Source organism: Thermosynechococcus sp. QS41 (assembly GCF_031583515.1).
In the GTDB taxonomy this organism is placed as follows: Bacteria; Cyanobacteriota; Cyanobacteriia; order Thermosynechococcales; family Thermosynechococcaceae; genus Thermosynechococcus.
In genome coordinates this window covers 1,286,142-1,309,874 of record NZ_CP134181.1, presented here as the reverse complement: position 1 = coordinate 1,309,874, position 23,733 = coordinate 1,286,142, and the positions used below count along the sequence as shown (strand labels likewise).

Below are 23,733 nucleotides of genomic sequence, written 5' to 3'. Positions count from 1 at the left end.
AGCTTATCTTCCTAGGAGTAATAACGTTGGCACAGGGATTACGGGTTGGCATTTTAGGAGCGACAGGTGCGGTTGGCACGGAAATTTTGGCCATTTTGGCGGAACGCTCGTTTCCAGTGGCAGAGTTGCGGCTGTTGGCTTCGCCCCGCTCCGCCGGTCAAACCCTTTCTTTTGGTGAGACAGTGCTGCCCGTGCAGGCGGTGAGTGAGGAGACCCTCAAGGGACTGGATTTGATTTTGGCTTCGGCGGGGGCAAGTGTGTCACGGCAGTGGCTACCGATCGCCATTCAAGGGGGAGCGATCGCTATTGATAATTCCAGTGCCTATCGCATGGATCCCAACGTCCCCTTAGTGGTGCCCGAAGTCAACCCTGAAGATCTAAAAACCCACCAAGGCATCATTGCCAATCCCAACTGCACGACGATTTTGATGACGGTTGCGCTATGGCCCTTGCATCAGGTGCGACCGATTCGGCGAATTGTGGCGGCTACCTACCAGTCTGCCAGTGGGGCGGGGGCAAAGGCCATGCAAGAACTCAAGGATCAAGCCCTCGATATTCTCAAGGGGCAACCACCACGCACAGAAGCCTTTCCCTATCCCTTGGCCTTTAACCTCTTTCCCCACAATTCTCCCCTCAATGAGCAGGGCTACTGCCAAGAGGAGATGAAGATGGTCAATGAGACCCGCAAAATTTTCCATGCCCCAGAGTTGCGGCTAACGGCCACCTGTGTGCGCGTCCCTGTACTGCGTGCCCATTCGGAAGCGTTGAATGTTGAGTTCTTTGAGCCTTTTCCGCTGCAAGAGGCGCGCGATCGCCTGCAACAGGCCGCAGGCGTCCAGTTTGTTGAAGATTGGCAGCGCAATTATTTCCCCATGCCCCTAGAGGCCACAGGTAAAGACCCAGTGCTAGTGGGGCGGCTGCGCCAAGATATTTCTGAACCCAATGCCCTTGAACTGTGGCTGTGTGGCGATCAAATTCGCAAGGGGGCAGCCTTGAATGCAGTGCAAATTGCTGAATCTCTGATTGACCAAGGACTCCTCTAAGCCCAAAGAGCTTACCACGGTTGACTGAGTACATTGAGAATGTCCTGCCGTGCCACTACCCGCGCACAGTTGCGCCACTGATCGGGATCGTCGCTGACATGGCGTTCATAGCGCAATTCAAAAGCATTGCGGGCTTCTTGGCGTAGGTGGAGGTACTTGTCCATCAGGTCTGCGAGTTCCTCGATGTTGTCAATCCATTCGTCCTCAAGGGTGTCGGGCAGACTACCAAAGAGCTAGAGTTGAATCTCTCCCACGACGACGTGTATCAGTAGCATCCCCGATGAGTAAGCCAGCGAGCAATTTTGGCGCTCCCATTTCTCTGGAGGGAGATCACTTTCGCGTCGAAATTCCCAGTCAACGCATGCTCCGCCAACAACCCCCCGTTCACCCCGTCCTGTAGAACCACAGTTTACCGAGTTGCCGCTTTTTAGCCTGCCCCCACGGGAATAGGAACAGGTTGGTATTCATCAAGTCACTGGAAACAGTGCACCCTCCAAATAGGCTTCAAAGTGCTCCTGAAAATACAGCCAAGAGGTCATATCAGCACCCTCGCGGTATTCAGTGGGGGCTTCACGGTATTGGGGCAGTCGCTCTAATTGGTCTTGTAGGAGGGAGGGCAAGTCTTCGACGGTCAGGGCTTTGCAGCCAGTCGCACTGTAGATGAGATAACCGGGGCGATCGCCCATCTTCATCCAAGGCAACCAAGGCCCAATCCGACTCCAACACAAATGGACATCGGCAATCGTCTCCGTATCTTGTTGTAAATCGGCGGTGGCCACCGTTAGCTTAAAGAGTTCTGCCGCTTGGTAGATCGGCTGGGGGCTGTAGGCCTGAAACCGTTCCTCACCCGCAAGGGGATTGTCATAGTAGGGAAATAGATCAAACTGAAACGTAGTGGTTCGCTCACTGACTTGGGCAGGCACCTCACGGCGAAATAGCCCCTGCACGGGATCATTAGCAACGGGAATCACGGGAACCACGTCCTCTGTCCAAGGATTGTGCCAGCGATCGCACAGGGATTGCTTTTCTGGATCCAGATAAAACGTCAATTCACGGGAGAGAAAATACCACCCGCCCTCGGGATGGGGCAAACAGCGAGCGGCACTCATGCCAACAATGTTGAAGAGGTGACGGCGACGCTCTTGGGGAACAAAACTATACACCGCTCCCTGCCACGCCATAAACGTGGTCTTGCCCGTCAAATCTGCCCGTACCCGCACCCAATCGCGAGCACTCAACCATTTTTGAACAAATTCAGCGGCGGGCATGGCTACTCCACAGGAATATGGGCAGCCTGCAATTGCACATCCTGATTCGGATAGCTGGCAAGGCGCAGGGTCAAGGTTTTTGCATTGTCAAGGAGGCTTTTGGGAATCAAAATTGTGCCTTTGACCAGATCACTACCGGGGGGTAATTCCGTGGGTAGGCCTTCGGTGAGGGCACTCAAAAGGGTACCTTTATCATTTTTGATTTCAAGAAAGGTGTAGATAAACTGCACCCCTTGGCTACTGTCGTTTTTCAAGCTGACGTGCAGGGCTAAATCTTGGCCAATGGTATCCACATGGCTAATTTCTAGGCGCACCCCCTTATCCTCAGCAACGATGGGCAGTGTCCGACTCGTCGCCGGTTCCGCTGCTGGGGGGTCATTGGCAGTGGTGGGGGCAGGCACAATCTCGCGATCGCTGGCACCTTCAGTCATTTCGGCAATGCGGGCTTTGGTTTGGGCAATGATCTGTGCCTCGTCAAGAATGGGCGATCGCTCCCCTTGGGTTTGATCATTGGCATTCACGGCACTGCCCAGAATCGGATTCACGACGGGCTGGGATACACCGCGCAATGACTCTCGCCCTAGGTGGTAGCCAATAAAAGCCGTGACTAGGGTAATGGCAGCTGTGGTACTGATCAGCACAAGGGAGGTGAGAACTCCGGGTTGAAGGGCACGTAGCATCGTTCTACTCCACTGAGGATGGTTTCATTGACGAAGAGACAGGGGGCAAGGGGGGTGGATTATTGGGCAACGCGACCGTCTCCTCCACATCCTCGGCATTGAGGCGCGATCGCACACTCACCAAGAACGTTTTAATCACTACCGCGATCGGAACCGCAATGAGAACCCCGACTAACCCCGAAGCCCTAGCCCCAGTCAGGATCGCCAAGAAAACCCAGACTGGATTTAAGCCCGTAAAGCTACCGATGATCCGAGGGGCAACCACATTCTCCAAAAACTGCTGATAGAGAAACGCAAATCCCGCCACCTTGAGGGACAACCACACATCCTGAAGGGCGACGAGCAAACTAATTGAAATAATCCCCACCGTACCGCCAAAGGGCACCAAGGCCATCACGCCAATAATGACACCAAAGAGCAGTCCATAGGGCACCTTGAGGAAAATGAAAATCGTCGTCAAGCCAATCCCCATGCACAGCCCCAGCACCAACTGACCAATGAAATAACTCTCAAAACTGCGGCGTATCGTTTCTGAAACCGTGGGGCGGAGCGTATCTGGCAACCAACTGAGGAGGCCATCCCACAATTCATCCCCATGCTGCAGCAAATAAAACGTGAGCACAACGGTCAAAATCAGATTAATGAGCACATCCACCGCACTGCTGAGGGTGCCCAAGATTAAATTCAAAGCCTCACGGGCCAAGCTTTGGAGTTGATCCTTGAGTTTTTCCAAGAGTTGGTTGGCAAGGGCATCCACATCCACCGTCACCGGCAGGTTCAGGGAGTCCACCCACTGGCCAAATTCCAAGAGTCGCCGTTGGCTGGAGTTAAACCATTCGGGCAAGCGGGCAATGAGCTGTTGTGCCTGATTAAAGACATTGGGTACCACCACCAAGCCAATAATGGCAATCAGTACCAAGGCCAGCAGAAAGACGAAAATGGCTGAGGGGCCTCGCGGATTTCCCTGCTCCTCCATCCAGCGCACCGGATAGTTCAGCAAAAAGGCAAACAGGGAAGCCAGCACCAGAACCGCCACCAGCGGCCCAAAAAACTTGAGAATGGTCGCAAAGGCCCAGAAATTCAGCGTCAGGATAGGCCCTGCCAAGCCAATAATCAGAAACCGACTGGCAATGGAGAGGCGATTCCACCAGTGACCCGAGGCCGCAGATTGGCTCATAGCTCTAAGCACAGTTGACGAAAGTGATCACCACGTTCTTCAAAATTCTGGTACTGGTCAAAGCTGGCACAGGCAGGGGAAAAGAGAACGGTTTTGATCGAGTACTGGGTCACCAGTTCAGCAGCCGCCGCCACCGCCCGATCCAGTGTCTCCATGATCTCATAATTTGTAAAGCCCGTGGCTTCTAAGCGCTGCGCAAACTGCGGTGCTGCTTCACCAATTAAGAGCACCCAAGCGGCTTTCTCCTGAATCAGCTTGAGCCAAGCGCGATCGTCCCCCTTTTTGGCCTGTCCACCGGCAATGAGAATCACTGGCCCTGTCACAGAACGCAGCCCAATTTCGGCGGCGTCATAATTGGTGGCCTTACTGTCGTTGATCCACTCCACCTGTCGCCATTGGCGAATCCGCTCTAGACGATGGGGCACACCGGCAAACCCTGCCACCGCTTTGGCAATTGTTTCGGCAGGAATACCGGCTAAATGGGCCGTTGCCACGGCTAGAAGAAAGTTTTGCTGATTGTGTTGACCCGGCATTTGCAGGACATGGGTGGGCAGCAGGGGTTGATCTTGAAACCACACTTGATCCTTAGCAATATAGATGCCCTGTTCAATCCCCTTGGGTAGGGCTGCCGCCCCTTGGGTACTGATCCACCAAGCTTGCGGCCAACGATTCACCATGTGCTGACGCAGGTAGGGATCATCCCCATTGAGGATCGCCTGTTTCGCACCATTCATGAGGTGAGCTTTGGTTTCGACATAAGCGTCGAGGGTGCCGTGGCGTTCCAAGTGATCTGGTGTGAGGGTTGTCCAAAGGGCAAATTGGGGTTGCAGGGGGGGGCTAGACTCTAATTGATAGCTACTGATCTCAGCAATCACCCAATCAAGGGCGCTAGCGGTCAAAGCCACTTCGCAAATACTATTGCCGATATTGCCACAGGCGGGAGCATTGTACCCCGCTGCTTGAAAAATGGCGGCAGTGAGTGCGGTGGTCGTTGTTTTGCCATTGGTGCCCGTAATACATACCCACGGCAGATGGGCGAGGGTCTGCCAAGCAATTTCCACTTCCCCCCGAACGGGGATGCCCGCTTGGCGAGCGGCAATCAGAGCAGGAGACTGCCAAGGGACACCGGGACTAATGACAATTTCCGCTGGGACACGCAGACCCACACTGGCGAGGGTTTGTAAATCAAAGTCGTAGTTGAGTTGAACAGCAATGCCTTCGGCTTCTAGGAGTTGCTGCTGGGATTGTAGGGCAGGGGTTTGACGACTATCACTCACCTCCACTTGCCAGCCTTGACGTTTCAGTAAACGGGCAGCAGCGATGCCAGAGCGACCAAGACCAATCACATGAACAGTTGGCATAGTTAAGTGGGGTGAATCCAATCCAGCAGGTACAGACTCGGGGCAGCGGTCACTAAGGTGGTATCCTCAAGGCCAATGAGGCCGATCGCTCCCGCTAAATGTTGCGTCTTAGACTCTATTATTGTCACACCGGGTAGAGAACAATGCCTAGCTTACGCACAATTTGGCTCTGCGGTCTGCTGTTGACGACTAGTGTCGGGTTCGTATCTCTTGATGACATGCCCGCGATCGCCCGCCGTCGCGAAGCGCCCAAAGTGGTGCGCGTCACCGATGTCCAATTGCAGAGCGAGAATATTGCGGGTGTCTGGTACCACCGCCTGACGGGGCGCGTGCGCAATGAAACAGCGACACCAGTGCGTAATGTCCAGATTTACTATGAAATCTACGATCCAGTCAGTCAACGGTTGCTCGAAGCTGGCGCCACCCAGTTGCGCAATCGCGTGATTAATAGCGAAGGAGAGGCGGAGTTTCTGGCAACTCCCAATGCGGGGGGGCGGGTGAAAATCACGCTCGTGGAATGGCTGAGTGGCGATCGCGAGTACCGTTCGTTTCAGCAAATGCAGGAATTTTCCCAATAGCGCCTACTGGGGCGTCTCACTGGAGGTGGGGGATTGAGCTGTTGTTTCCTGCACACCAAAGGCCAGTACCCAGCCTTCAAGATTGTTGGCGGTGCGAATCTTCAGCCATTCCCCATCCTCACTGCGCTCTAGGATCGTCACCACTTCATCAAAGGCCACACCACCTAGGGCATTTGCCTCGCGACTGGGGCGATCGCGCAACCGTAAACCATCGCCATAGATCACCCGCCCTTCAGAGTTTGGCTGCGGTGAGGGGGTCGGGGTTGGTTCAGGAGGGGGTGAGGGGGAATTCGGTGACGACTCTGGTGGCGTAGGCGGTGGCGAATTTTGTGCTTCGACCTCGGGGCGGGGGGGTGGCCAGAGCAAGTTAAAGACGAGGGGTGTAATGATAGCAGCGGCCACAAGGGTAATCAGACCTAAACCCAAAAAGGTTCCTAGGAGCCATTGCAGCACACGCACCACTGGTTTCATGATCTAACGCCCTGTGGGGGGAGACAGGATTCGTGAGGCAAACCGTGCCCGCCCGGAGGCCGCCCATTCTTGTAATTGGTGCACTTGCTCACGGGCGGTGCGTGCCAAGGGGATAATCTCACTGGCCGCGTGCAGCAGATCTTCGGTGGTAAAGTCGCGGTCTTGGCTAAAGGCAAGGTGCATTGCCTCAATGATACACTGCTCAATTTCAGCCCCAGAAAAGTCAATGGTTTCGTAGGCCAACCGCTCTAAATCATAGTTTTGCAGGCGATCGCGCCGCACACGACTGAGGTGCACTTCAAAAATCGCTCGCCGCTCATCCACATTGGGTAGTCCGACAAAAAAGATTTCATCAAAGCGACCCTTACGCAGCAGTTCCGGGGGCAAGACCTGCACATTGTTGGCAGTGGCCACAACAAAAACAGCAGAGGTTTTCTCCGCTAGCCAAGTGATAATCGTGCCAAAAACACGGCTACTGGTACCGCCATCCCCTCGGCCATCAATGCCCGCAAAGGCTTTATCCATCTCATCAATCCAGAGGACGCAGGGGGCTAGGGCTTCAGCAATTTGAATCATCTCGCGGGTACGTGCTTCGGATTCCCCCACGAGGCCGCCAAAGAGTCGCCCCACATCCAATCGCAACAGCGGCAAGTGCCATTGGTGGGCGATCGCCTTTGCCACTAGGGATTTACCGGTGCCCTGAATTCCCACTAGCAGCACCCCCCGCGGATAGGGCAGCCCATAGCGCCGTGCCCGCTCGGAAAAAGCACCGCCGCGCCGCAGCAACCACTCCTTGAGGTTATCAAGACCACCAATGTCGGCAATGGTTTCTTGGGTGGGGTAAAACTCGAGAATTTGGGTTTGCCGCAGGATCTGCCGCTTTTCCTCCAAGACCAGATCCACATGGCTGCCGTCCAGCACACCGTGGAGGGCAATGATCCGACCAATGACGCGGCGAATCCGCTCTAGGGTCAAGCCCTGACAGGCGCGGATCAACTCATCGAGAATGGGTTCTGCGGGAATGTTGCCGAGGCTTTGACAGAGCTTCACCAGTTCAAGGCGAATTTCCTCCCGTTGGGGCAAAGGGAACTCCACAACGGTAATCACATCCCGCAGTTCCGGGGGCAACTGCACCGTCGGAGCCAGCAGGATCAGGTTTTTGGGCTGGGACTTGAGTTGCCGCGCGAGGTTACGCAGTTTGCGAGAGACCGCTACATCCTCAATAAAGCGGTGAAAATCTCGCAGCAGAATCATGGCCGCTGCCGGTGGCGGTAGTTTTTCAACAAATTCAAGGGCACTGAGGGGATTGCGCTTGGCGACCCCCAGATCATTGGGATTGCCCTGATACCCCTCCACAAAATCCCAAATGTAGATGGGGCGCTGATTCAGGCGATCGCTAATTGTGTGCAGTGTTGCCTCAAGGCGTTCTTCCTCTGTTGTGGCCACATACAACAGGGGATAGCGTGCCCGCAGCAACAGTTCAAGGTCAGACTGAGCACTCACGGCGATGGTTCCGAACGCTCCAGAACCGATTGTAGTTGCGCAAGCATTGCCCAGCGGTGATCAATGGGGGGATCCGCAGGGACAGGGGGGTGAATACCGCCACAATTGGGGTCACAGTATTGGGGGTAGGGCAGGGCAAGGCAGAGTTGCTGGTAGAGCCAATCCGCAAGATCAATGCGACCGTTGGCGGGCAAGGTTTCCACCAGATCATCGTCGGGCTGACTGGCTGGGGTTTCTGCAAGCCAAATGAGTTCCGTAGTGGTACACACCAAGCGATGGTTATAGTACTGCAAACAGCGATCGCAAGAGAGGGTGACAATTGTCTGCACACTGGCGCTGACTTCTAAGTAGGTGTGGCGGTGACTGGCAGTCACCATTCCTTGCACGGGAGTTAGCGTTGCCAAGTCTGGAAAATCGGTATCAACCCGCCACTCATAGGTCTGGGCGGGCAGCCGCAGTAGATCGGGAATACTTAGCCAGTGGGCATCGCTCACACTAAGTTCCTTGGCTCATTTCATAGAGTTCTTTGAGGAAGTGAAAACATTGCTCAGCCGTCATTGAGGTGGGCTGAAAGGTTGCTGCTGGTGAGTATTTTAACCGCAGGTACCGAATTTTATCACTGTCCATCTCGCCCAACTGCACCAGACGCATTGACCAATTGATGAAGGTGCGCTCTGCGATCGCTTTGAATTCAATAATCTCAGCGCTGTGGTGGCGGGGATCCTTGAGGATGCGGGCGTAGGTTTCACTCACTTTCTGGCGATCGCCCTCTAGGGTTTGCAGAAACATGCCGTTGCCGTAGCACAGTATTCCCGTAATGCCATCGCGGAGATTGTTCACCTCTGACTTGGCCATAATATCCCGCAGGTCTGGGTAGGACAGGCCATCTGTGGCACAACTGAGATAAAGCAAGCGATGTAATCTCATGGATCTCCGGTTCTCGATCGCACACAACCGATTTCAATATCCCATGAAAGGGACCCTTGCTAAAGACGACTCCCGTGATCTTTACTTTAAGTTTCGCGAACGCCTCTGACCACTGCGCTAGTGCCAGCACTTGATTTGACAAATCCGGCAAAAGTAACCTTAGCGCCGTGACGTTCAAACATAGCAGCAACATCTTTTATTCTTTGGGGATTGTCATACTCCGGCGAGAACATATCAAAGGTGTCTAAAATTGCCCATTCACGGCGTTTTTGCTGATCCACAGTACTAGGAATTGTTCGTAGATCAACAATTGGTAAAAATCGAGTCAGTACGCCTAGTTTAACTTTCACTAAAAAATCAAATAACGTAATTAAACCATCGATATTCTTCTCAATTAAATTCAACAGAGCTTGGTGTGACATCTTTTTTGTCAAGGGTCTTAAAAGATATTTTGCGTGTATTTTTGTCCAAAAACCTTTAATCGGATAGAAATCAACCACAATCTCAGCACCGATTTTTGCGTATTTAATCAGATTTTTTACAGATTCTTCAAAGTCAGGTGTATGTTGTAGAACCCCAAAACAAAATACCTTATCAAAAGAGGCTTCAGGCAAAGGGATGTCATAGATGCTCGCCTGAAATAGGTGTAATCTTCCGCCAGCAATATCAGAATTATTTTGCCAATTTGCCTCAACCGCCTCTGAATAATCAAAACTCCAAAGATAAGCAGACGTTTTTTCTAGGATAACCCGTGTAAATCTACCTGCACCAGAACCGGCTTCTAAAATACTTTTGCCAGCAAGCTCCTCAGGTTTCCATTGTGTTGTTGCAAAGAATCGAGTTTCAGATTGTTTTTGATCTGTATCATCTATTTGTGTTTTTGAGAACTTATTCCATTGCAGACCAAAACTTTGGGTGTAGTTTTGGCTTGAATCTACAAATCTAGGAATCTGATTAACAATTGGATAAACAGAACCCGTCTCACTATAGTACGCAGTATGATCCTTTCTAAGTGGTGCTTTCGTCTTGGGATCAACGTAATGAATGGAGATAGTCATTGATTAACTCCTCAGAAAGATGTTTTTTAGGGGATTGATATAAAATTCCCCGGTGTGAAATAGGCTGTACAGTCGCAGGCCATAGTAGCCAAGATAAATCACCCCTAGCCACCACCAGTTTTGAATGCGTTCATTGATGTAGCGAAAGGGGGTGTGCTGCAATCGCCGGCCAGTTTTCAGCTCTAGGCCTATAAAAACCGCCATCACCGTAAATGCGAGAAAGAGCACAGGGCCAAAGAGATGCATTCTCAGGGCATCTTCAACATTGCCGCGAGCGATCGCCATAAAGGAACGGGTCAGACCGCAGCCTGGACAGGGAATGCCCGTTGTTGCCCGAAAGGGACACAGTAAAAAAGGCGGCGTCCCCGTATGGTTAAAGAGTGCCGCTCCCACTAAAGGTGCTGTGGTCAGTCCCAAAAAGCCCCAGCGGCTCAAGCGTTCCTGTTTCGATAAAACGGCATCAGAGAAGCGCAGCATCCGGTTCCTCGGCATTCACCAACAGTCGCTGCTCCCATTCTGCCGCAAACGCCACAAATCGCTCCTCTAAAATGGCTTGGCGTGCTGCTTGGGTGAACCGAATCAGTTCCGTCACATTATGAATCGAGAGTAAGGTGTAGGCCAGTAGCTCCTTGGCACGCACTAAATGACTTAGGTAAGCTCGGCTAAAGGTGGTGCAGGTATAGCAGGGACAGGTGGGATCCAAGGGTTCATAATCGCGGCGAAAGCGAGCATTTTTTAGGTTCCAGCGCTGCCCTTGGACAATGGCACAGCCGTGGCGGGCCAAGCGGGTGGGAATCACACAGTCAAAGAGATCGACCCCGGCAGCGATCGCCCGCAACATTTCTAAGTGAGTTCCCACCCCCATCAAATAACGTGGCTTATGGGCAGGCAAGAGGGGAGCCGTCACCGCCACAATTTCATGCATGGCACTGTTGGGTTCCCCCACACTCACGCCACCAATGGCATAGCCCGGCAGGTCATAGGGCAGCATCGCCGCAGCACATTCTCGCCGCAGATCGGCATACACTCCCCCTTGCACAATGGCAAAGAGGGCTTGATCGGATCGTTGCTTTGCAGAAATGCAGCGCTCTAGCCAATGCAGGGTGCGTTGCGTCGCTTGGATCACTGCCTGCCGGCTCGCAGGATAGGGGGGGCACTCATCAAAGGCCATGATCACATCTGCCCCCAAGGCCTCTTGAATGGCGATCGCCCGCTCGGGTGACAGTTCAATGATTTGACCATCGTGGGGTGAACGAAACACCACCCCCTGATCGGAAATTTGCCGCATTTCACTGAGGCTAAAGACCTGAAACCCCCCCGAATCCGTGAGAATTGGCCCTGACCAGCCCATAAAACGGTGCAGCCCCCCCGCTGCGGCCACAATGTCTTCCCCCGGTTGCAGGTGCAAATGGTAGGTGTTGGCCAAAACCATTTGAGCGCCCGCCGCCTTGAGGTGTTCTGGGGTGAGGGTTTTCACATTCGCTAAAGTACCCACGGGCATAAAACGCGGCGTTGCCACTGCGCCATGGGGGGTGTGAAACAGGCCTGCCCGCGCTTGGGTATGGGCACAGTCCTGCTGGCAGACAAATTCAAACACGCTGCTGGATCCACAAGAAGGCGTAAAAAATGTTACCAAATGCCTAGACAAACCCACAATCGCTGATCTATGATTAAAACTTGTGACCAAAAACGGATACTGAGTGGGCGCGATCGCCTCAACCCCCTTAAGTCCTTGGTTCCACTGATCCAAGGGTGGCAGCGTGTTCGCAACTTGCAATCATAGCCTTGCCATCTTTACCTGCGCCTGTCCTTGATCAACGATGGATGCGCCTTGAGCGTCATCGTCTTGACCGTGTAACTGCTGGGTCAATCCACCATTCCTAACTGTAGGAATCTGCCGAGGTGTAGCCTACGGGCTGCCTCTCGCTGTTTTGTTGTGATTCGTATTTTTAAGGAACGCGATCGTGACAGTTGGTATTTTAGGGACAAAGTTGGGCATGACCCAAATCTTTGACGAGGCGGGTCGATCTGTCCCCATTACGGTGGTACAAGCGGGGCCGTGTCCGATCACACAAATCAAAACCCCCCAAACCGACGGCTACACGGCCATTCAAGTGGCCTACGGCGAAGTGCGGGAGAAAAACCTGAGTCGCCCCGAGCGCGGCCACCTCAACAAATCGCAAACGCCCCCCATGCGTCATCTGCGGGAATTTCGCCTCGAAGATGCCTCTGCCTATCAATTGGGTCAGGCCATCACTGTTGACATTTTTAGTCCAGGGCAGCTTGTGGATGTCCACGGCACCAGCATTGGCCGAGGCTTTGCGGGCTATCAAAAACGCCACAATTTTAAGCGCGGTCCAATGGCGCATGGCTCGAAAAACCACCGTCTGCCCGGTTCCACTGGGGCAGGAACCACTCCAGGTCGGGTTTTCCCCGGCAAGCGGATGGCCGGTCGCATGGGCAATACGGCAGTCACCATTCGCAAGTTGCAGGTGGTGCGCGTTGATCCTGAGCGCAACTTAATCCTGATCAAAGGGGCACTACCGGGTAAACCGGGGGCACTGGTGAGCATTACCCCCGCCAAGGTTGTCGGTCGCAAATAAGGGCTGGAGAGTAGTTATGGTTGCATGTGTGGTTAAAGACTGGCAGGGTGCCGACAGTGGTGAAGCCACCCTTGATCTAACGACGGCAAAACCTGAAACCGCCAGTCATGTTGTTCATCGTGCCCTTGTGCGGCAGTTAGCCAATGCTCGGCAGGGAACCGTTTCCACCAAAACCCGTGCCGAAGTGCGCGGCGGCGGTCGCAAACCTTGGCGGCAAAAAGGAACAGGGCGTGCCCGTGCTGGTTCGATTCGTTCTCCCCTCTGGCGGGGTGGCGGTGTGATCTTTGGTCCTAAGCCCCGCGACTACAGCCAAAAAATGAATCGTAAGGAGCGGCGGCTTGCCCTGCGCACAGCCCTGATGAGCCGTGTTGAAGACTTGATTGTGGTTCAAGACTTTGCCGATCACTTGCCCCGTCCCAAAACCAAGGAACTGGTGACGGCGCTGCAACGCTGGGGCATTGAGCCAGAGCAAAAGGTGCTGCTACTGGTGGAAGACATTGCCGAAATGGTGGCACTCTCGGCGCGAAATGTGCCCACCCTGAAACTCCTGCGTGCCGATCAATTGAATGTTTTTGATTTACTCTATGCCGATCGCATTGTTGCCACCACTGGCGCGATCGCCAAAATTCAGGAGGTGTACGGTGACTAAAGTCCAACCCCGCGCTCTTGCGGATCTCATCAAGCGCCCCATCATCACAGAGAAGGCCACGATTTTATTGGAAAACAATCAATACAGCTTCGATGTGGACCGGCGCGCCACCAAACCGCAAATCAAGGCTGCGATTGAAGAACTCTTTAACGTCAAAGTTACGGCAGTGAATACCTATCATCTGCCCCCTAAAGAGCGCCGTGTGGGTCGGTTTGTTGGTCATCGTCCTCGCTACAAGCGGGCGATCGTCACCCTTGCCCCCGACAGCAAGATCGTTCTCTTCCCCGAAGTTTAACGGAGTAGATCATGGGCATTCGCGTTTACCGACCCTACACCCCCGGCGTTCGCCAAAAAACTGTTTCTGACTTTGCTGAAATTACCACCGACAAGCCCGAAAAGTCGCTGACCCGTGGCTTCAAGCGCGACAAAGGCCGCAACAATCGCGGTGTCATTACCAGTCGGCGGCGGGGGGGTGGCCACAAGCGTCGCTATCGTATTGTGGATTTTCGCCGCAGTAGCAAGCTCAATGTCCCCGCCAAAGTGGCAACTGTGGAGTACGATCCCAACCGCAATGCCCGCATTGCTCTGCTCCACTATCGCGATGGCGAGAAACGCTACATCATCCATCCTCGAGATTTGACCCCCGGCACCGAGGTTATTGCCAGTCCCGATGCCCCTATTGAAGTGGGTAACTCCCTTCCTCTGGGCAAAATTCCCTTGGGTACCAGTGTGCACAATGTGGAAATTATCCCCGGTCGCGGTGCGCAAATGGTGCGAGCTGCTGGTGCGATGGCACAAGTAGTGGCCAAAGAAGGGGATATGGTCACCCTCAAGCTTCCCTCGGGTGAAGTGCGGCTCTTCCGCAAGGAGTGCTATGCCACCATTGGCCAAGTGGGGAATGTTGAAGCCAACAACATCAGCTTAGGGAAAGCGGGTCGCAATCGCTGGAAAGGTCGTCGTCCGAAGGTGCGCGGTTCGGTGATGAACCCGGTGGATCACCCCCACGGTGGGGGTGAAGGACGCGCCCCCATTGGTCGTCCTGGGCCTGTCACGCCTTGGGGTAAACCCACCCTTGGCTACAAAACTCGCAAGAAGAAAAAACTCAGCGATGCTCTCATCGTGCGGCGTCGTAAGAAGTCTTCCAAGCGGGGTCGCGGTGGTCGTCAGTCTTAGGTTTTTGCGGAGAAGTTAGGTTATGGGACGTTCATTAAAAAAAGGCCCCTTTGTGGCGGATCATCTCTTACGCAAGATTGAAGCCCTCAATGAGCGCAATGCCAAGGAAGTGATCAAAACGTGGTCGCGTGCCTCAACGATTGTGCCAGAAATGATTGGCCACACGATCGCCGTCCATAACGGCAAGCAGCACGTGCCCGTGTACATCACTGAGCAGATGGTGGGTCACAAACTGGGGGAATTTGCCCCCACCCGCAACTTCCGCAGTCATGTTAAGGGCGATAAAAAAGCCCGCCATTGATTCTCTTGTTCGCGTCTGGGATAGCCGTCTATGGTTTCTACCTCTTCTCCTACTGCCCGTGCCTGCGCCAAGTATGTCCGCATGTCACCCCACAAGGTGCGGCGGGTACTGGATCAACTGCGGGGTCGCACCTACCGCGATGCCCTGATTATGCTGCGCTTTATGCCCTATCGTGCCTGTGAGCCGATTACAAAGGTCTTGCGATCGGCGGCAGCCAATGCCACCCACAATTTAGGCTTGGATCCCGCCACCTTGGTAATTAGTCAAGCCTATGCCGATCAAGGGCCTTGCCTGAAGCGATTTCGCCCTCGCGCCCAGGGCCGCGCTTACCAAATTCGCAAGCCCACCTGCCACATCACGATTGCTGTGGCGCCCCAAAACACTGCTGACGAATCGTAGAAGGATACCATCGTGGGACAGAAGATTCATCCAATTGGCTTTCGCCTCGGCATTACACAAGAACATCGCTCCCGCTGGTACGCCGATAGCGATCGCTATCCTGAGCTATTACAGGAGGATCACCGCATCCGCACGTTTATTAACAAGCAACTGGCCAACGCTGGCATTGCGGAAGTGCGCATTGAGCGCAAAGCGGATCAAGTGGAGTTGCAAATTCGCACCGCTCGTCCCGGCGTCGTCGTTGGTAAAGGCGGCCAAGGGATTGAGGAACTGCGCAAGCAACTGCGGCAGATGCTCCCTAGCAACCGCACGATCAAAGTGAACGTGGTGGAAGTCAACCGTGTCGATGCTGAGGCCAGCCTCTTGGCGGAATACATCACCCAGCAACTAGAGCGACGGGTGGCCTTCCGACGCGCCGTGCGCCAAGCCATTCAGCGGGCACAGCGAGCAGGCATTGAGGGGATCAAAGTCCAAGTGGCGGGTCGCCTGAATGGGGCGGAAATTGCCCGTACCGAGTGGACACGGGAGGGTCGCGTTCCTCTGCATACCCTACGGGCAGACATTGACTATGCCTACCGCACCGCCCGCACAATCTACGGCATTTTGGGCGTGAAAGTGTGGATCTTCAAAGGTGAGGTACTGCCGGGACAAACCGAAGCCGTAACACGGGAACCCAGTCGCCGCAGTCCCCAACGCCGCCTACCCCAATTTGAAAATCGCTCTAACTAACAGGGAAGCCAGCGATGTTAAGTCCAAAGCGTACAAAATTTCGCAAACAGCAGCGGGGTCGCATGACGGGGGTTGCCAGTCGCGGTAACTCTATCCACTTTGGCGACTATGCCCTTCAAGCCCTTGAACCCGCTTGGATCACCTCACGGCAAATTGAGGCTGGCCGTCGTGCCATGACCCGCTATATCCGCCGCGGTGGCAAAATCTGGATTCGCATTTTCCCCGATAAGCCCGTGACAATGCGGCCTGCCGAAACGCGGATGGGGTCAGGGAAAGGCTCACCGGAATACTGGGTGGCAGTGGTCAAACCCGGTCGCATTATGTATGAAATTGCCGGTGTGCCGGAGGCGGTTGCCCGCGAAGCCATGCGCCTTGCTGCCTACAAAATGCCGATCAAGACCCGTTTTCTGGTGCGCAATCAAGAAGAGGAACAACAGGAGGGTTAAGAATGGCACTGACAAAAATGAAAGACCTGCGGGAACTGAGTGATCAAGAGGTGAGCGATCGCATTGCCGCCATTAAAAAAGAACTCTTTGATCTCCGCTTCAAAAAAGCCACCCGCCAAGAGGTCAAGCCCCATCAATTTAAGCATCTGCGCCACGAGTTGGCACAGCTTTTAACCCTTGAGAATGAACGTCGCCGCAGTGGAGGCCAAGACTAATGGCAGTTAAAGAACGTGTTGGCGTCGTCGTCAGCGACAAAATGCAAAAAACCGTCGTCGTTGCCGTCGAAAACCGCGCCCCCCACCCCAAGTACGGCAAAATTGTCGTCAAAACCCGCCGCTACAAAGCCCATGATGAAAATAACGAAGCCAAAGTGGGCGATCGCGTGCGCATTCGGGAAACCCGTCCCCTGAGTCGCACCAAGCGTTGGGTCATTGCCGAAATTCTCAGTCCTCGCACTGCCTAAGGAGAGCCAGCCATGATTCAACAGGAAACCTATCTCAACGTTGCCGACAATAGCGGCGCCAAAAAGCTCCTCTGCATCCGTGTGCTCGGCGGCGGTAACCGTCGCTACGGCAGTGTTGGCGATGTGATCATTGCCACCGTCAAAGATGCCACCCCCAATATGGCAGTGAAAAAATCCGATGTGGTTCGCGCTGTCATTGTGCGCACCCGCAAAACCATCCGCCGTGAAAGTGGCATGAGCATTCGCTTTGATGACAATGCCGCTGTCTTGATCAACCAAGAGGGTAACCCTCGCGGTACCCGTGTCTTTGGTCCTGTGGCTCGTGAACTGCGGGATAAAAACTTTACGAAAATTGTTTCATTGGCACCGGAGGTACTCTAATGGCGGCCAAGAAAGCAAACAAAAAGCCAGTGCGCTATCGCATGCACGTGAAAAAAGGGGACACGGTTCAAGTCATCGCTGGCAGCGACAAAGCTAAAGTCGGCGAAGTCCTTGCGGTCTTCCCCAAAACCAGTCAGGTGATTGTCAAAGGGGTGAACCTGAAAACCAAACATGTGAAGCCCCGCCAAGAGGGAGAATCCGGCCAAATCATCACCAAGGAGGCTCCCATCTACAGTTGTAAAGTGATGCTCTACTCCACCAAGCACAACGTGGCCAGCCGCATCTGTTACACCTACACCGAAGATGGCCGTAAGGTGCGCATGCTCAAGAAAACTGGCGAAATCATTGATTAGGTCTAACCCGTTTTCCCTCTCTGACCCAGCCCAGAGAATGCCCCTAGGAGAAGCCCCATGTCCCAACGCCTCAAAGATCACTACAACAAAACCGTTGTGCCGCAGCTCATGCAGCAATTCCAGTACAAAAACATTCACCAAGTGCCCAAGATTGTCAAAATAACCGTCAACCGCGGTCTGGGGGAAGCGGCACAAAACGCCAAAGCCCTTGAAGCCACACTGGCAGAAATTGCCACGATTACCGGCCAAAAGCCCGTCGTTACCCGCGCCAAGAAGGCGATCGCGGGCTTCAAAATTCGCAAAGGCATGCCCGTTGGTGTGGCCGTGACGCTGCGATCCGATCGCATGTATGCCTTTTTGGATCGCTTGATTAACTTGGCACTGCCACGGATCCGTGACTTTCGCGGTGTCAACCCCAAAAGCTTTGATGGCCGGGGCAACTACACCCTAGGTTTGCGCGAGCAACTGATTTTCCCCGAAGTCAACTACGACGACATTGATCAAATTCGCGGCATGGATGTCTCAATCATCACCACTGCCAATACTGATGAAGAAGGACGCGCCCTGCTCAAAGCAATGGGCATGCCGTTCCGTGAGAACTAACGCCGGAGGCAGATTTTTAAGGAGCAACTATGGCAGTAAATGACACGATTGGCGATATGCTAACTCGCATCCGCAACGCAAACCTTGCGCGTCATCAAACCACCACCATTCCGGCCACGCGCATGACCCGCAGTATTGCGCAGGTGCTGAAAGCGGAAGGGTTTATTCGCGATTTTGAAGAGCAAGGGGACGGCATCAAACGGCATCTTGTGGTTTCCCTAAAATATCGCGGCAAGCAGCGCCAGCCGATTATTACTGCGCTCAAGCGGGTGAGCAAACCCGGTCTGCGCGTCTATGCCAATTCCCGTGAGTTGCCCCGGGTGCTCGGTGGCATCGGCATTGCCATCATCTCCACCTCTAGCGGCATCATGACTGATCGCGAGGCACGGAAGCAGGGCATTGGCGGCGAAGTACTCTGTTACGTTTGGTAAGCTCGGAGGAAGTCCCACATGTCTCGTATTGGCAAGCGTCCCATCCCCCTGCCCAAAAATGTCACCCTCACCCTAGACGGGCAGCAGGTCACGGTCAAAGGCCCCAAGGGTCAACTGAGTCGGGTTTTGCCGCCCGAGGTGAATGTTGCCCAAGAGGGGGAAAGTATTGTTGTCAAACGCCGCGATGATTCTCGACCTGCTAAAGAACGCCACGGCCTCTGCCGCACGCTACTGGCCAACATGGTGGAAGGCGTCTCCCAAGGGTTTACGAAAAAGCTGGAGATTCAAGGGGTCGGTTACCGCGCCCAACTCCAAGGCAAAACCCTTGTCCTCAGTATGGGCTACAGCCACCCCGTTGAGATTGTGCCACCCGAGGGCATTACCCTAGAAATTGAGGACAACCAAGGTAAAAAAGTGCAGCAGGGCACGATTGTCCTTGTCAGTGGCATTGATAAAGAACTAGTCGGCAACACCTCTGCCCGTATTCGCGCCGTACGTCCCCCTGAGCCCTACAAGGGCAAGGGCATTCGCTATATGGGTGAATTTGTGCGTCGTAAAGTTGGTAAGACAGGGAAGAAATAGATGAAACAAACTCGTACTGCGGCTCGCCAAAGTCGGCATCAGCGCATTCGCCGCAAAGTCAAAGGTACCAGCGATCGCCCCCGCCTCGCTGTCTTTCGTTCTCATCAGCATATCTATGCCCAGGTGATTGATGACACCCGGCACCATACCCTTGTGGCCGCTTCCAGTGTTGAGCCAGAACTGCGGCAAAAACTAGGAAAAGGGAGCACCTGTGCCGCCTCTATTGAAGTGGGGCGACTAATTGCAGAGCGTGCCAAAGCCGCTGGCATTGAGCGCGTTGTCTTTGATCGCGGTGGCAATCTCTACCATGGTCGTGTCAAGGCCTTGGCGGATGCCGCCCGTGAAGCTGGACTAGACTTTTAGAGGATGACCCGATGGCAAATCGTCGTAAAAACCCCCGCAAAGTTGAAAAAGAAACCGACTGGCAAGAGCGGGTCGTCCAGATCCGCCGCGTCTCCAAAGTAGTCAAAGGCGGTAAGAAACTGAGCTTCCGCGCCATTGTGGTTGTTGGCAACGAGCGTGGCCAAGTGGGTGTGGGCGTCGGTAAAGCTGCCGATGTCATTGGTGCGGTGCGCAAAGGCGTGGCCGATGGCAAAAAGCACCTGATTGATGTCCCGATCACCAAATCCAACTCTATTCCCCACCCCACCTTTGGCGAAGGCGGTGCTGCCCGCGTCATGATTCGCCCCGCTGCACCGGGAACTGGGGTAATTGCTGGTGGCTCTGTGCGCACCGTTCTAGAACTAGCAGGGGTACGCAACGTGCTGGCCAAACAACTAGGCTCCAGCAACCCCCTCAACAATGCCCGCGCCGCCCTCGAAGCCCTTGCGGCCTTGCGCACCTTCCAAGAAGTTGCCGAGGAGCGGGAAATCCCCATTGAAAACCTCTATAGCAAATAGGTAGGAGTTGTCCATGCGGTTTCAAGATCTGCACCCCCAAGCGGGATCGCGACGACGCAAACGGCGGATTGGTCGGGGCATTGCCGCAGGTCAAGGGGCAAGTGGTGGCTTTGGCATGCGCGGGCAAAAATCCCGTTCTGGTCGCCCCACCCGTCCCGGCTTTGAAGGCGGTCAAAACCCCCTCTACCGTCGTCTCCCCAAACTCAAGCACTTTCCCCTCGTCAACCGGAAGGTTTACACTACGATCAACGTGGGTCGTCTCAATACCCTACCCGCCAATAGTGTAGTGACGGTTGAGTCTCTCCTTGAGACTGGCATTCTCACCACCGCCAAATATCCCCTCAAAGTGCTGGGGGATGGTGAGCTAAACGTCAAGCTAGAGGTTCATGCCGCTGCCTTTAGTGGCAGTGCCCGCAGCAAGATTGAAGCTGCTGGTGGGGTATGTGTGGAGACCTCCGTTGCTGCCGACAGTGAATAGAGGAACCCCAATATGATTGTGAATCGCGGCAAGGCACCCACTGCCCAAGAAACCTTTATGCAGATGGCTCAAGCGGCTGGTCTGCGGGGGCGACTCCTGATCACCATTGGGCTATTGATCTTGGTACGGCTGGGGATTTATCTACCCATTCCGGGGATCGATCGCGCCGTTTTTGCCCAGAGCGTCCAAGATAATGCCGTGATTCGCTTCCTCGACATCTTTTCAGGCGGTGGCCTCTCTGCCCTTGGGATTTTTGCCCTCGGCATTCTGCCCTATATTAACGCCTCCATCATCATGCAATTGCTGACTGCTGCTCTCCCCTCCTTGGAGCGGCTGCAAAAGGATGAGGGAGAAGCCGGCCGCCGCAAAATTTCCCAAATTACTCGCTACGTGGCTGTGGGCTGGGCAGTTCTGCAAAGTTTTGGCATTGCCATTTTTGTCAGTTCCATTCCCGGTGCGGCTTTGCATCCGGGGGTGTGGTTTGTTGCTGAAATTGTTCTTGGCCTGACCGCTGGCTCAATGGTGGTGATGTGGATTTCGGAATTGATTACTGAGCGGGGCGTGGGTAATGGAGCCTCACTCTTGATCTTTTTGAGCATTGTTGCCTACTTGCCTGCCTCAGTGGGTCAGACGATCGCCCTCGCCGAAAGTGGTGGCAATATTGGCGGCATCGTTATTTTGGTGGCTGTCTTTTTGGCCATGATTGTCGGCATTGTCTTTGTGCAAGAGGGGACTCGCCGCATCCCCATTGTTTCGGCACGTCGCCAAGTGGGGCGCAAGCTCTACCGCGAGCAAACCAGTTACCTGCCCCTGCGCTTAAACCAAGGGGGGGTGATGCCAATTATCTTTGCCTCAGCGGTACTCATTCTCCCTTCCACCTTGGCGCAGTTTACCCGCAACGAACTCGTGGCACGACTGGCCAGCTATGTTTCCCCCGCAGGCCCTACCCCATGGGCATATGTGATTTTCTACTTGCTCTTGATTCTCTTCTTTAGCTACTTTTACGCTTCTTTGATTGTCAACCCTGTGGATATGTCCCAAAACCTGAAAAAGATGGGCGCTAGTATTCCGGGAATTCGACCGGGGAAAGCCACCTCTGATTACCTAGAGCGGGTTCTCAACCGCCTGACATTCCTAGGGGCGATCTTTTTGGGTCTGGTGGCGATTATTCCCACGGCAGTCGAAAGTGCAACCAAAGTAACAACATTTCAAGGGCTGGGGGCGACCTCCCTGTTGATCTTGGTGGGGGTGGCCATTGACACCTCAAAACAGATTCAAACCTATGTGATTTCACAACGTTATGAGGGGATGGTGAAGCAGTAATGCGCTTAATTTTGTTTGGCGGCCCTGGTTCGGGTAAAGGGACACAGGCAGCAATTCTGACCACACTTTTGGGGATTCCCCATATTTCTACAGGGGATATTCTGCGGGCAGAGCGAGCTGCGGGCACCCCCCTCGGTCAACAGGCTCAAAGCTACATGGATCGCGGTGAACTGGTACCGGATCAGGTGATTGTGGATATGGTGGCCAATCGCTTGCAACAGCCAGATACGGCTGCGGGTTGGCTTTTGGACGGTTTTCCCCGCAATGTGGTACAAGCAGCAGTCTTTGAGGAGATGCTCAAAAGCATTCACCAAGACTATGATTACTTGCTCTTCTTAGATGTGCCTGCTGTGATTCTCCAGGAACGCGCCCTCAATCGTGCCAAGCAAGCGGCCAATGGTCAGCAGCGCTCCGATGATACCCCTGAAACCATCCTCAAGCGGGTACAGGTCTATGAGCGGGAAACCCTACCGATGATTCAACAGTACATGAGTCATCCCAAGTTTGTGCACATTGATGGAACACGTACGATCGAAGAGGTAACTGCTGCCATTCAAGCACGTATTGGGGAGGTGAACCGTGTCTAAACAGGATGCTATTGAAATTGAAGGGACAGTGACCGAGTCATTGCCCAACGCCATGTTTCGGGTGGATCTGGACAATGGGTTTAATGTCCTTGCCCATATTTCCGGTAAGATTCGCCGCAACTACATCAAAATTTTGCCGGGCGATCGCGTGAAGGTGGAATTGACCCCCTATGACCTGACCAAGGGGCGGATTACCTATCGCCTGCGCAAAAAGTAGTTTGATCTTTGTTGGCCACTCTGCTAAGATATAAAATTTGCGACTACATGAGCAACTGATATGAAAGTAAGAGCATCGGTACGGCGTATTTGTGAAAAATGCCGCGTCATTCGGCGACGTGGTCGGGTCATGGTGATCTGCACCAATCCGAAACACAAGCAGCGCCAAGGGTAACCCACTGTTGTTGCACACATAGGAACTAGATTCATGGCTCGTATTGCTGGTGTTGATTTACCCCGCGACAAACGCATTGAAATTGCCCTCACCTACATCTATGGCATCGGCTTGACCCGCTCCAAGGAAATTTTGGCAAAAACGGGTGTTAACCCAGATACCCGCACTCGCGATTTGACGGATGCCGATATTGCGGCACTGCGGGCTGCGATTGACGAGTACCAAGTGGAAGGGGATCTGCGCCGTCTCGAGGCCATGAATATCAAGCGGCTCATGGACATTGGCTGCTACCGCGGGCGGCGGCATCGCCTTGGATTGCCGGTTCGTGGTCAGCGCACCCGTACCAATGCGCGCACCCGTCGTGGTGGTCGTCGCACTGTGGCGGGTAAGAAAAAACCCGCTGCTAAGAAATAAGTTTTTCCGCTCCTACTACCTGATTCACGGTTTGGATAGATTATGGCACCCTCTGCAAAACGCTCTGGCCCTCGTAAGCAAAAGCGCAATGTCCCCAGTGGCGTTGCCCACATTCAGTCCACATTTAATAACACGATTGTCTCAATTACCGACCCCAATGGTGAGGTGATTGCTTGGGCCTCCGCTGGCTCCAGTGGTTTCAAAGGTGCCAAAAAAGGCACACCCTTTGCAGCTCAAACTGCTGCTGATAATGCAGCTCGCCGTGCCATTGATCAGGGAATGCGGCAAATTGAGGTCATGGTGAGTGGTCCCGGTTCCGGTCGCGAGACAGCGATTCGGGCGTTGCAAGCCGCAGGTCTAGAAATTACCCTCATTCGGGATGTGACCCCCATTCCCCACAATGGTTGCCGTCCCCCCAAACGGCGGCGGGTTTAGGTTCGTTTGGGTCACTTGGGAGCACAG

Annotated in this window: 39 protein-coding genes; 26 read left to right on the top strand and 13 right to left on the bottom strand. The window is 54.0% G+C overall.

Annotated elements, in window-relative coordinates; translation table 11 throughout:
* Positions 1-26: 26 nt before the first annotated feature.
* Positions 27-1,043 carry an aspartate-semialdehyde dehydrogenase gene (locus RHJ80_RS06345; protein ID WP_310801676.1) on the top strand — a complete coding sequence of 339 codons (1,017 nt, stop codon included), beginning with the start codon at positions 27-29 and terminating at the stop codon, positions 1,041-1,043.
* An 11-nt stretch (positions 1,044-1,054) separates the two neighbouring features.
* Here RHJ80_RS06345 and RHJ80_RS06340 read toward each other — a convergent pair whose 3' ends face one another.
* From RHJ80_RS06340 to RHJ80_RS06315, 6 genes are all read right to left on the bottom strand, one after another.
* Complete coding sequence (locus RHJ80_RS06340) at positions 1,055-1,207, bottom strand: hypothetical protein (protein ID WP_310744237.1); 153 nt, start codon at positions 1,205-1,207, stop codon at positions 1,055-1,057.
* A gap of 303 nt (positions 1,208-1,510) precedes the next feature.
* Positions 1,511-2,311, bottom strand: a complete 801-nt coding sequence (locus tag RHJ80_RS06335) for a DUF1838 domain-containing protein (RefSeq protein ID WP_206201525.1) — start codon at positions 2,309-2,311, stop codon at positions 1,511-1,513.
* 2 nt (positions 2,312-2,313) lie between these two features.
* A complete protein-coding gene (locus tag RHJ80_RS06330) occupies positions 2,314-2,991 on the bottom strand; it encodes a hypothetical protein (RefSeq protein WP_206201524.1) in 678 nt (225 codons plus the stop codon).
* 4 nt (positions 2,992-2,995) lie between these two features.
* Positions 2,996-4,168 carry an AI-2E family transporter gene (locus tag RHJ80_RS06325; protein ID WP_225901677.1) on the bottom strand — a complete coding sequence of 391 codons (1,173 nt, stop codon included), beginning with the start codon at positions 4,166-4,168 and terminating at the stop codon, positions 2,996-2,998.
* Complete coding sequence (gene murD / locus RHJ80_RS06320) at positions 4,165-5,529, bottom strand: UDP-N-acetylmuramoyl-L-alanine--D-glutamate ligase (RefSeq protein WP_310801675.1); 1,365 nt, start codon at positions 5,527-5,529, stop codon at positions 4,165-4,167. The genes RHJ80_RS06325 and murD overlap by 4 nt, the downstream gene beginning before the upstream one ends.
* A 2-nt stretch (positions 5,530-5,531) precedes the next feature.
* Positions 5,532-5,657, bottom strand: a complete 126-nt coding sequence (locus RHJ80_RS06315; RefSeq protein WP_302676450.1) for a hypothetical protein — start codon at positions 5,655-5,657, stop codon at positions 5,532-5,534.
* Between the two features lie 15 nt (positions 5,658-5,672).
* Here RHJ80_RS06315 and RHJ80_RS06310 point away from each other — a divergent pair, with 15 nt between their 5' ends.
* On the top strand, positions 5,673-6,107 hold the full coding sequence (locus RHJ80_RS06310; RefSeq protein WP_310801674.1) for a hypothetical protein: 435 nt from the start codon (positions 5,673-5,675) through the stop codon (positions 6,105-6,107).
* Between the two features lie 3 nt (positions 6,108-6,110).
* Here RHJ80_RS06310 and RHJ80_RS06305 read toward each other — a convergent pair whose 3' ends face one another.
* From RHJ80_RS06305 to tgt, 7 genes are all read right to left on the bottom strand, one after another.
* On the bottom strand, positions 6,111-6,578 hold the full coding sequence (locus RHJ80_RS06305) for an SH3 domain-containing protein (protein ID WP_206201520.1): 468 nt from the start codon (positions 6,576-6,578) through the stop codon (positions 6,111-6,113).
* 3 nt (positions 6,579-6,581) lie between these two features.
* Positions 6,582-8,081, bottom strand: a complete 1,500-nt coding sequence (locus tag RHJ80_RS06300; RefSeq protein ID WP_310801673.1) for an AAA family ATPase — start codon at positions 8,079-8,081, stop codon at positions 6,582-6,584.
* Entirely contained in the window at positions 8,078-8,575 is a 498-nt protein-coding gene (locus RHJ80_RS06295; protein ID WP_302679111.1) for a DUF177 domain-containing protein, read from the bottom strand. Before RHJ80_RS06295 ends, RHJ80_RS06300 begins: the two co-directional genes overlap by 4 nt.
* A 1-nt stretch (position 8,576) precedes the next feature.
* Positions 8,577-9,008 carry a BLUF domain-containing protein gene (locus tag RHJ80_RS06290; protein ID WP_206201518.1) on the bottom strand — a complete coding sequence of 144 codons (432 nt, stop codon included), beginning with the start codon at positions 9,006-9,008 and terminating at the stop codon, positions 8,577-8,579.
* 86 nt (positions 9,009-9,094) lie between these two features.
* A complete protein-coding gene (locus tag RHJ80_RS06285; protein ID WP_310744961.1) occupies positions 9,095-10,066 on the bottom strand; it encodes a class I SAM-dependent methyltransferase in 972 nt (323 codons plus the stop codon).
* A gap of 3 nt (positions 10,067-10,069) precedes the next feature.
* On the bottom strand, positions 10,070-10,543 hold the full coding sequence (locus RHJ80_RS06280) for a DUF2752 domain-containing protein (protein WP_310801672.1): 474 nt from the start codon (positions 10,541-10,543) through the stop codon (positions 10,070-10,072).
* Positions 10,527-11,663, bottom strand: coding sequence for a tRNA guanosine(34) transglycosylase Tgt (gene tgt, locus RHJ80_RS06275; protein WP_310801671.1), 1,137 nt, complete (start codon positions 11,661-11,663; stop codon positions 10,527-10,529). The genes RHJ80_RS06280 and tgt overlap by 17 nt, the downstream gene beginning before the upstream one ends.
* Before the next feature lie 367 nt (positions 11,664-12,030).
* On the opposite strand from tgt, the gene rplC reads away from it, so the two are divergent.
* Genes rplC through rpsK form a run of 24 tightly spaced genes read left to right on the top strand, consistent with a single transcriptional unit; the run spans position 12,031 to position 23,706 of the window.
* Entirely contained in the window at positions 12,031-12,669 is a 639-nt protein-coding gene (gene rplC / locus RHJ80_RS06270; protein WP_310801670.1) for a 50S ribosomal protein L3, read from the top strand.
* A 16-nt stretch (positions 12,670-12,685) separates the two neighbouring features.
* Complete coding sequence (gene rplD / locus RHJ80_RS06265) at positions 12,686-13,318, top strand: 50S ribosomal protein L4 (RefSeq protein WP_206201514.1); 633 nt, start codon at positions 12,686-12,688, stop codon at positions 13,316-13,318.
* Positions 13,311-13,613 carry a 50S ribosomal protein L23 gene (locus RHJ80_RS06260; protein ID WP_206201513.1) on the top strand — a complete coding sequence of 101 codons (303 nt, stop codon included), beginning with the start codon at positions 13,311-13,313 and terminating at the stop codon, positions 13,611-13,613. The genes rplD and RHJ80_RS06260 overlap by 8 nt, the downstream gene beginning before the upstream one ends.
* A gap of 11 nt (positions 13,614-13,624) precedes the next feature.
* Positions 13,625-14,491 (top strand): 50S ribosomal protein L2, encoded by an 867-nt coding sequence (rplB, locus tag RHJ80_RS06255; RefSeq protein ID WP_302676458.1) that lies wholly within the window; start codon positions 13,625-13,627, stop codon positions 14,489-14,491.
* A gap of 22 nt (positions 14,492-14,513) precedes the next feature.
* Positions 14,514-14,792: a 30S ribosomal protein S19 gene (gene rpsS / locus RHJ80_RS06250; protein ID WP_011055940.1), complete on the top strand. Its 279-nt coding sequence runs from the start codon at positions 14,514-14,516 to the stop codon at positions 14,790-14,792.
* A 30-nt stretch (positions 14,793-14,822) separates the two neighbouring features.
* Positions 14,823-15,191, top strand: coding sequence for a 50S ribosomal protein L22 (gene rplV, locus RHJ80_RS06245; RefSeq protein WP_011055941.1), 369 nt, complete (start codon positions 14,823-14,825; stop codon positions 15,189-15,191).
* Between the two features lie 12 nt (positions 15,192-15,203).
* Positions 15,204-15,920, top strand: coding sequence for a 30S ribosomal protein S3 (gene rpsC / locus RHJ80_RS06240; RefSeq protein WP_149817906.1), 717 nt, complete (start codon positions 15,204-15,206; stop codon positions 15,918-15,920).
* Positions 15,921-15,934: 14 nt separating this feature from the next.
* A complete protein-coding gene (gene rplP, locus RHJ80_RS06235; protein ID WP_149817904.1) occupies positions 15,935-16,366 on the top strand; it encodes a 50S ribosomal protein L16 in 432 nt (143 codons plus the stop codon).
* 2 nt (positions 16,367-16,368) lie between these two features.
* On the top strand, positions 16,369-16,581 hold the full coding sequence (rpmC, locus tag RHJ80_RS06230; protein ID WP_206201511.1) for a 50S ribosomal protein L29: 213 nt from the start codon (positions 16,369-16,371) through the stop codon (positions 16,579-16,581).
* A complete protein-coding gene (rpsQ, locus tag RHJ80_RS06225) occupies positions 16,581-16,829 on the top strand; it encodes a 30S ribosomal protein S17 (protein ID WP_011055945.1) in 249 nt (82 codons plus the stop codon). The genes rpmC and rpsQ overlap by 1 nt, the downstream gene beginning before the upstream one ends.
* A 12-nt stretch (positions 16,830-16,841) precedes the next feature.
* Positions 16,842-17,210, top strand: coding sequence for a 50S ribosomal protein L14 (rplN, locus tag RHJ80_RS06220; protein WP_149817900.1), 369 nt, complete (start codon positions 16,842-16,844; stop codon positions 17,208-17,210).
* Entirely contained in the window at positions 17,210-17,563 is a 354-nt protein-coding gene (gene rplX / locus RHJ80_RS06215; RefSeq protein WP_225901675.1) for a 50S ribosomal protein L24, read from the top strand. Before rplN ends, rplX begins: the two co-directional genes overlap by 1 nt.
* A 57-nt stretch (positions 17,564-17,620) precedes the next feature.
* Entirely contained in the window at positions 17,621-18,166 is a 546-nt protein-coding gene (gene rplE, locus RHJ80_RS06210) for a 50S ribosomal protein L5 (RefSeq protein ID WP_250681994.1), read from the top strand.
* 29 nt (positions 18,167-18,195) lie between these two features.
* A complete protein-coding gene (gene rpsH / locus RHJ80_RS06205) occupies positions 18,196-18,597 on the top strand; it encodes a 30S ribosomal protein S8 (RefSeq protein ID WP_149817898.1) in 402 nt (133 codons plus the stop codon).
* 18 nt (positions 18,598-18,615) lie between these two features.
* A complete protein-coding gene (gene rplF / locus RHJ80_RS06200; protein WP_149817896.1) occupies positions 18,616-19,179 on the top strand; it encodes a 50S ribosomal protein L6 in 564 nt (187 codons plus the stop codon).
* Positions 19,180-19,542 (top strand): 50S ribosomal protein L18, encoded by a 363-nt coding sequence (gene rplR, locus RHJ80_RS06195; protein WP_310801669.1) that lies wholly within the window; start codon positions 19,180-19,182, stop codon positions 19,540-19,542.
* Between the two features lie 11 nt (positions 19,543-19,553).
* Positions 19,554-20,078: a 30S ribosomal protein S5 gene (gene rpsE / locus RHJ80_RS06190; protein ID WP_011055952.1), complete on the top strand. Its 525-nt coding sequence runs from the start codon at positions 19,554-19,556 to the stop codon at positions 20,076-20,078.
* Positions 20,079-20,091: 13 nt separating this feature from the next.
* Entirely contained in the window at positions 20,092-20,556 is a 465-nt protein-coding gene (gene rplO / locus RHJ80_RS06185; RefSeq protein WP_206201507.1) for a 50S ribosomal protein L15, read from the top strand.
* Positions 20,557-20,568: 12 nt separating this feature from the next.
* Positions 20,569-21,879: a preprotein translocase subunit SecY gene (gene secY, locus RHJ80_RS06180; protein WP_310801668.1), complete on the top strand. Its 1,311-nt coding sequence runs from the start codon at positions 20,569-20,571 to the stop codon at positions 21,877-21,879.
* A complete protein-coding gene (locus tag RHJ80_RS06175) occupies positions 21,879-22,466 on the top strand; it encodes an adenylate kinase (RefSeq protein WP_310801667.1) in 588 nt (195 codons plus the stop codon). The genes secY and RHJ80_RS06175 overlap by 1 nt, the downstream gene beginning before the upstream one ends.
* The gene (gene infA / locus RHJ80_RS06170) at positions 22,459-22,683 is read left to right on the top strand and encodes a translation initiation factor IF-1 (protein ID WP_011055956.1); all 225 of its coding nucleotides are present in this window, start codon (positions 22,459-22,461) and stop codon (positions 22,681-22,683) included. The genes RHJ80_RS06175 and infA overlap by 8 nt, the downstream gene beginning before the upstream one ends.
* Before the next feature lie 60 nt (positions 22,684-22,743).
* Positions 22,744-22,857, top strand: coding sequence for a 50S ribosomal protein L36 (rpmJ, locus tag RHJ80_RS06165; RefSeq protein ID WP_011055957.1), 114 nt, complete (start codon positions 22,744-22,746; stop codon positions 22,855-22,857).
* 33 nt (positions 22,858-22,890) lie between these two features.
* On the top strand, positions 22,891-23,271 hold the full coding sequence (gene rpsM / locus RHJ80_RS06160; protein WP_024125578.1) for a 30S ribosomal protein S13: 381 nt from the start codon (positions 22,891-22,893) through the stop codon (positions 23,269-23,271).
* A 42-nt stretch (positions 23,272-23,313) separates the two neighbouring features.
* Positions 23,314-23,706 (top strand): 30S ribosomal protein S11, encoded by a 393-nt coding sequence (rpsK, locus tag RHJ80_RS06155; protein WP_011055959.1) that lies wholly within the window; start codon positions 23,314-23,316, stop codon positions 23,704-23,706.
* The last annotated feature ends 27 nt before the right edge of the window (positions 23,707-23,733 follow it).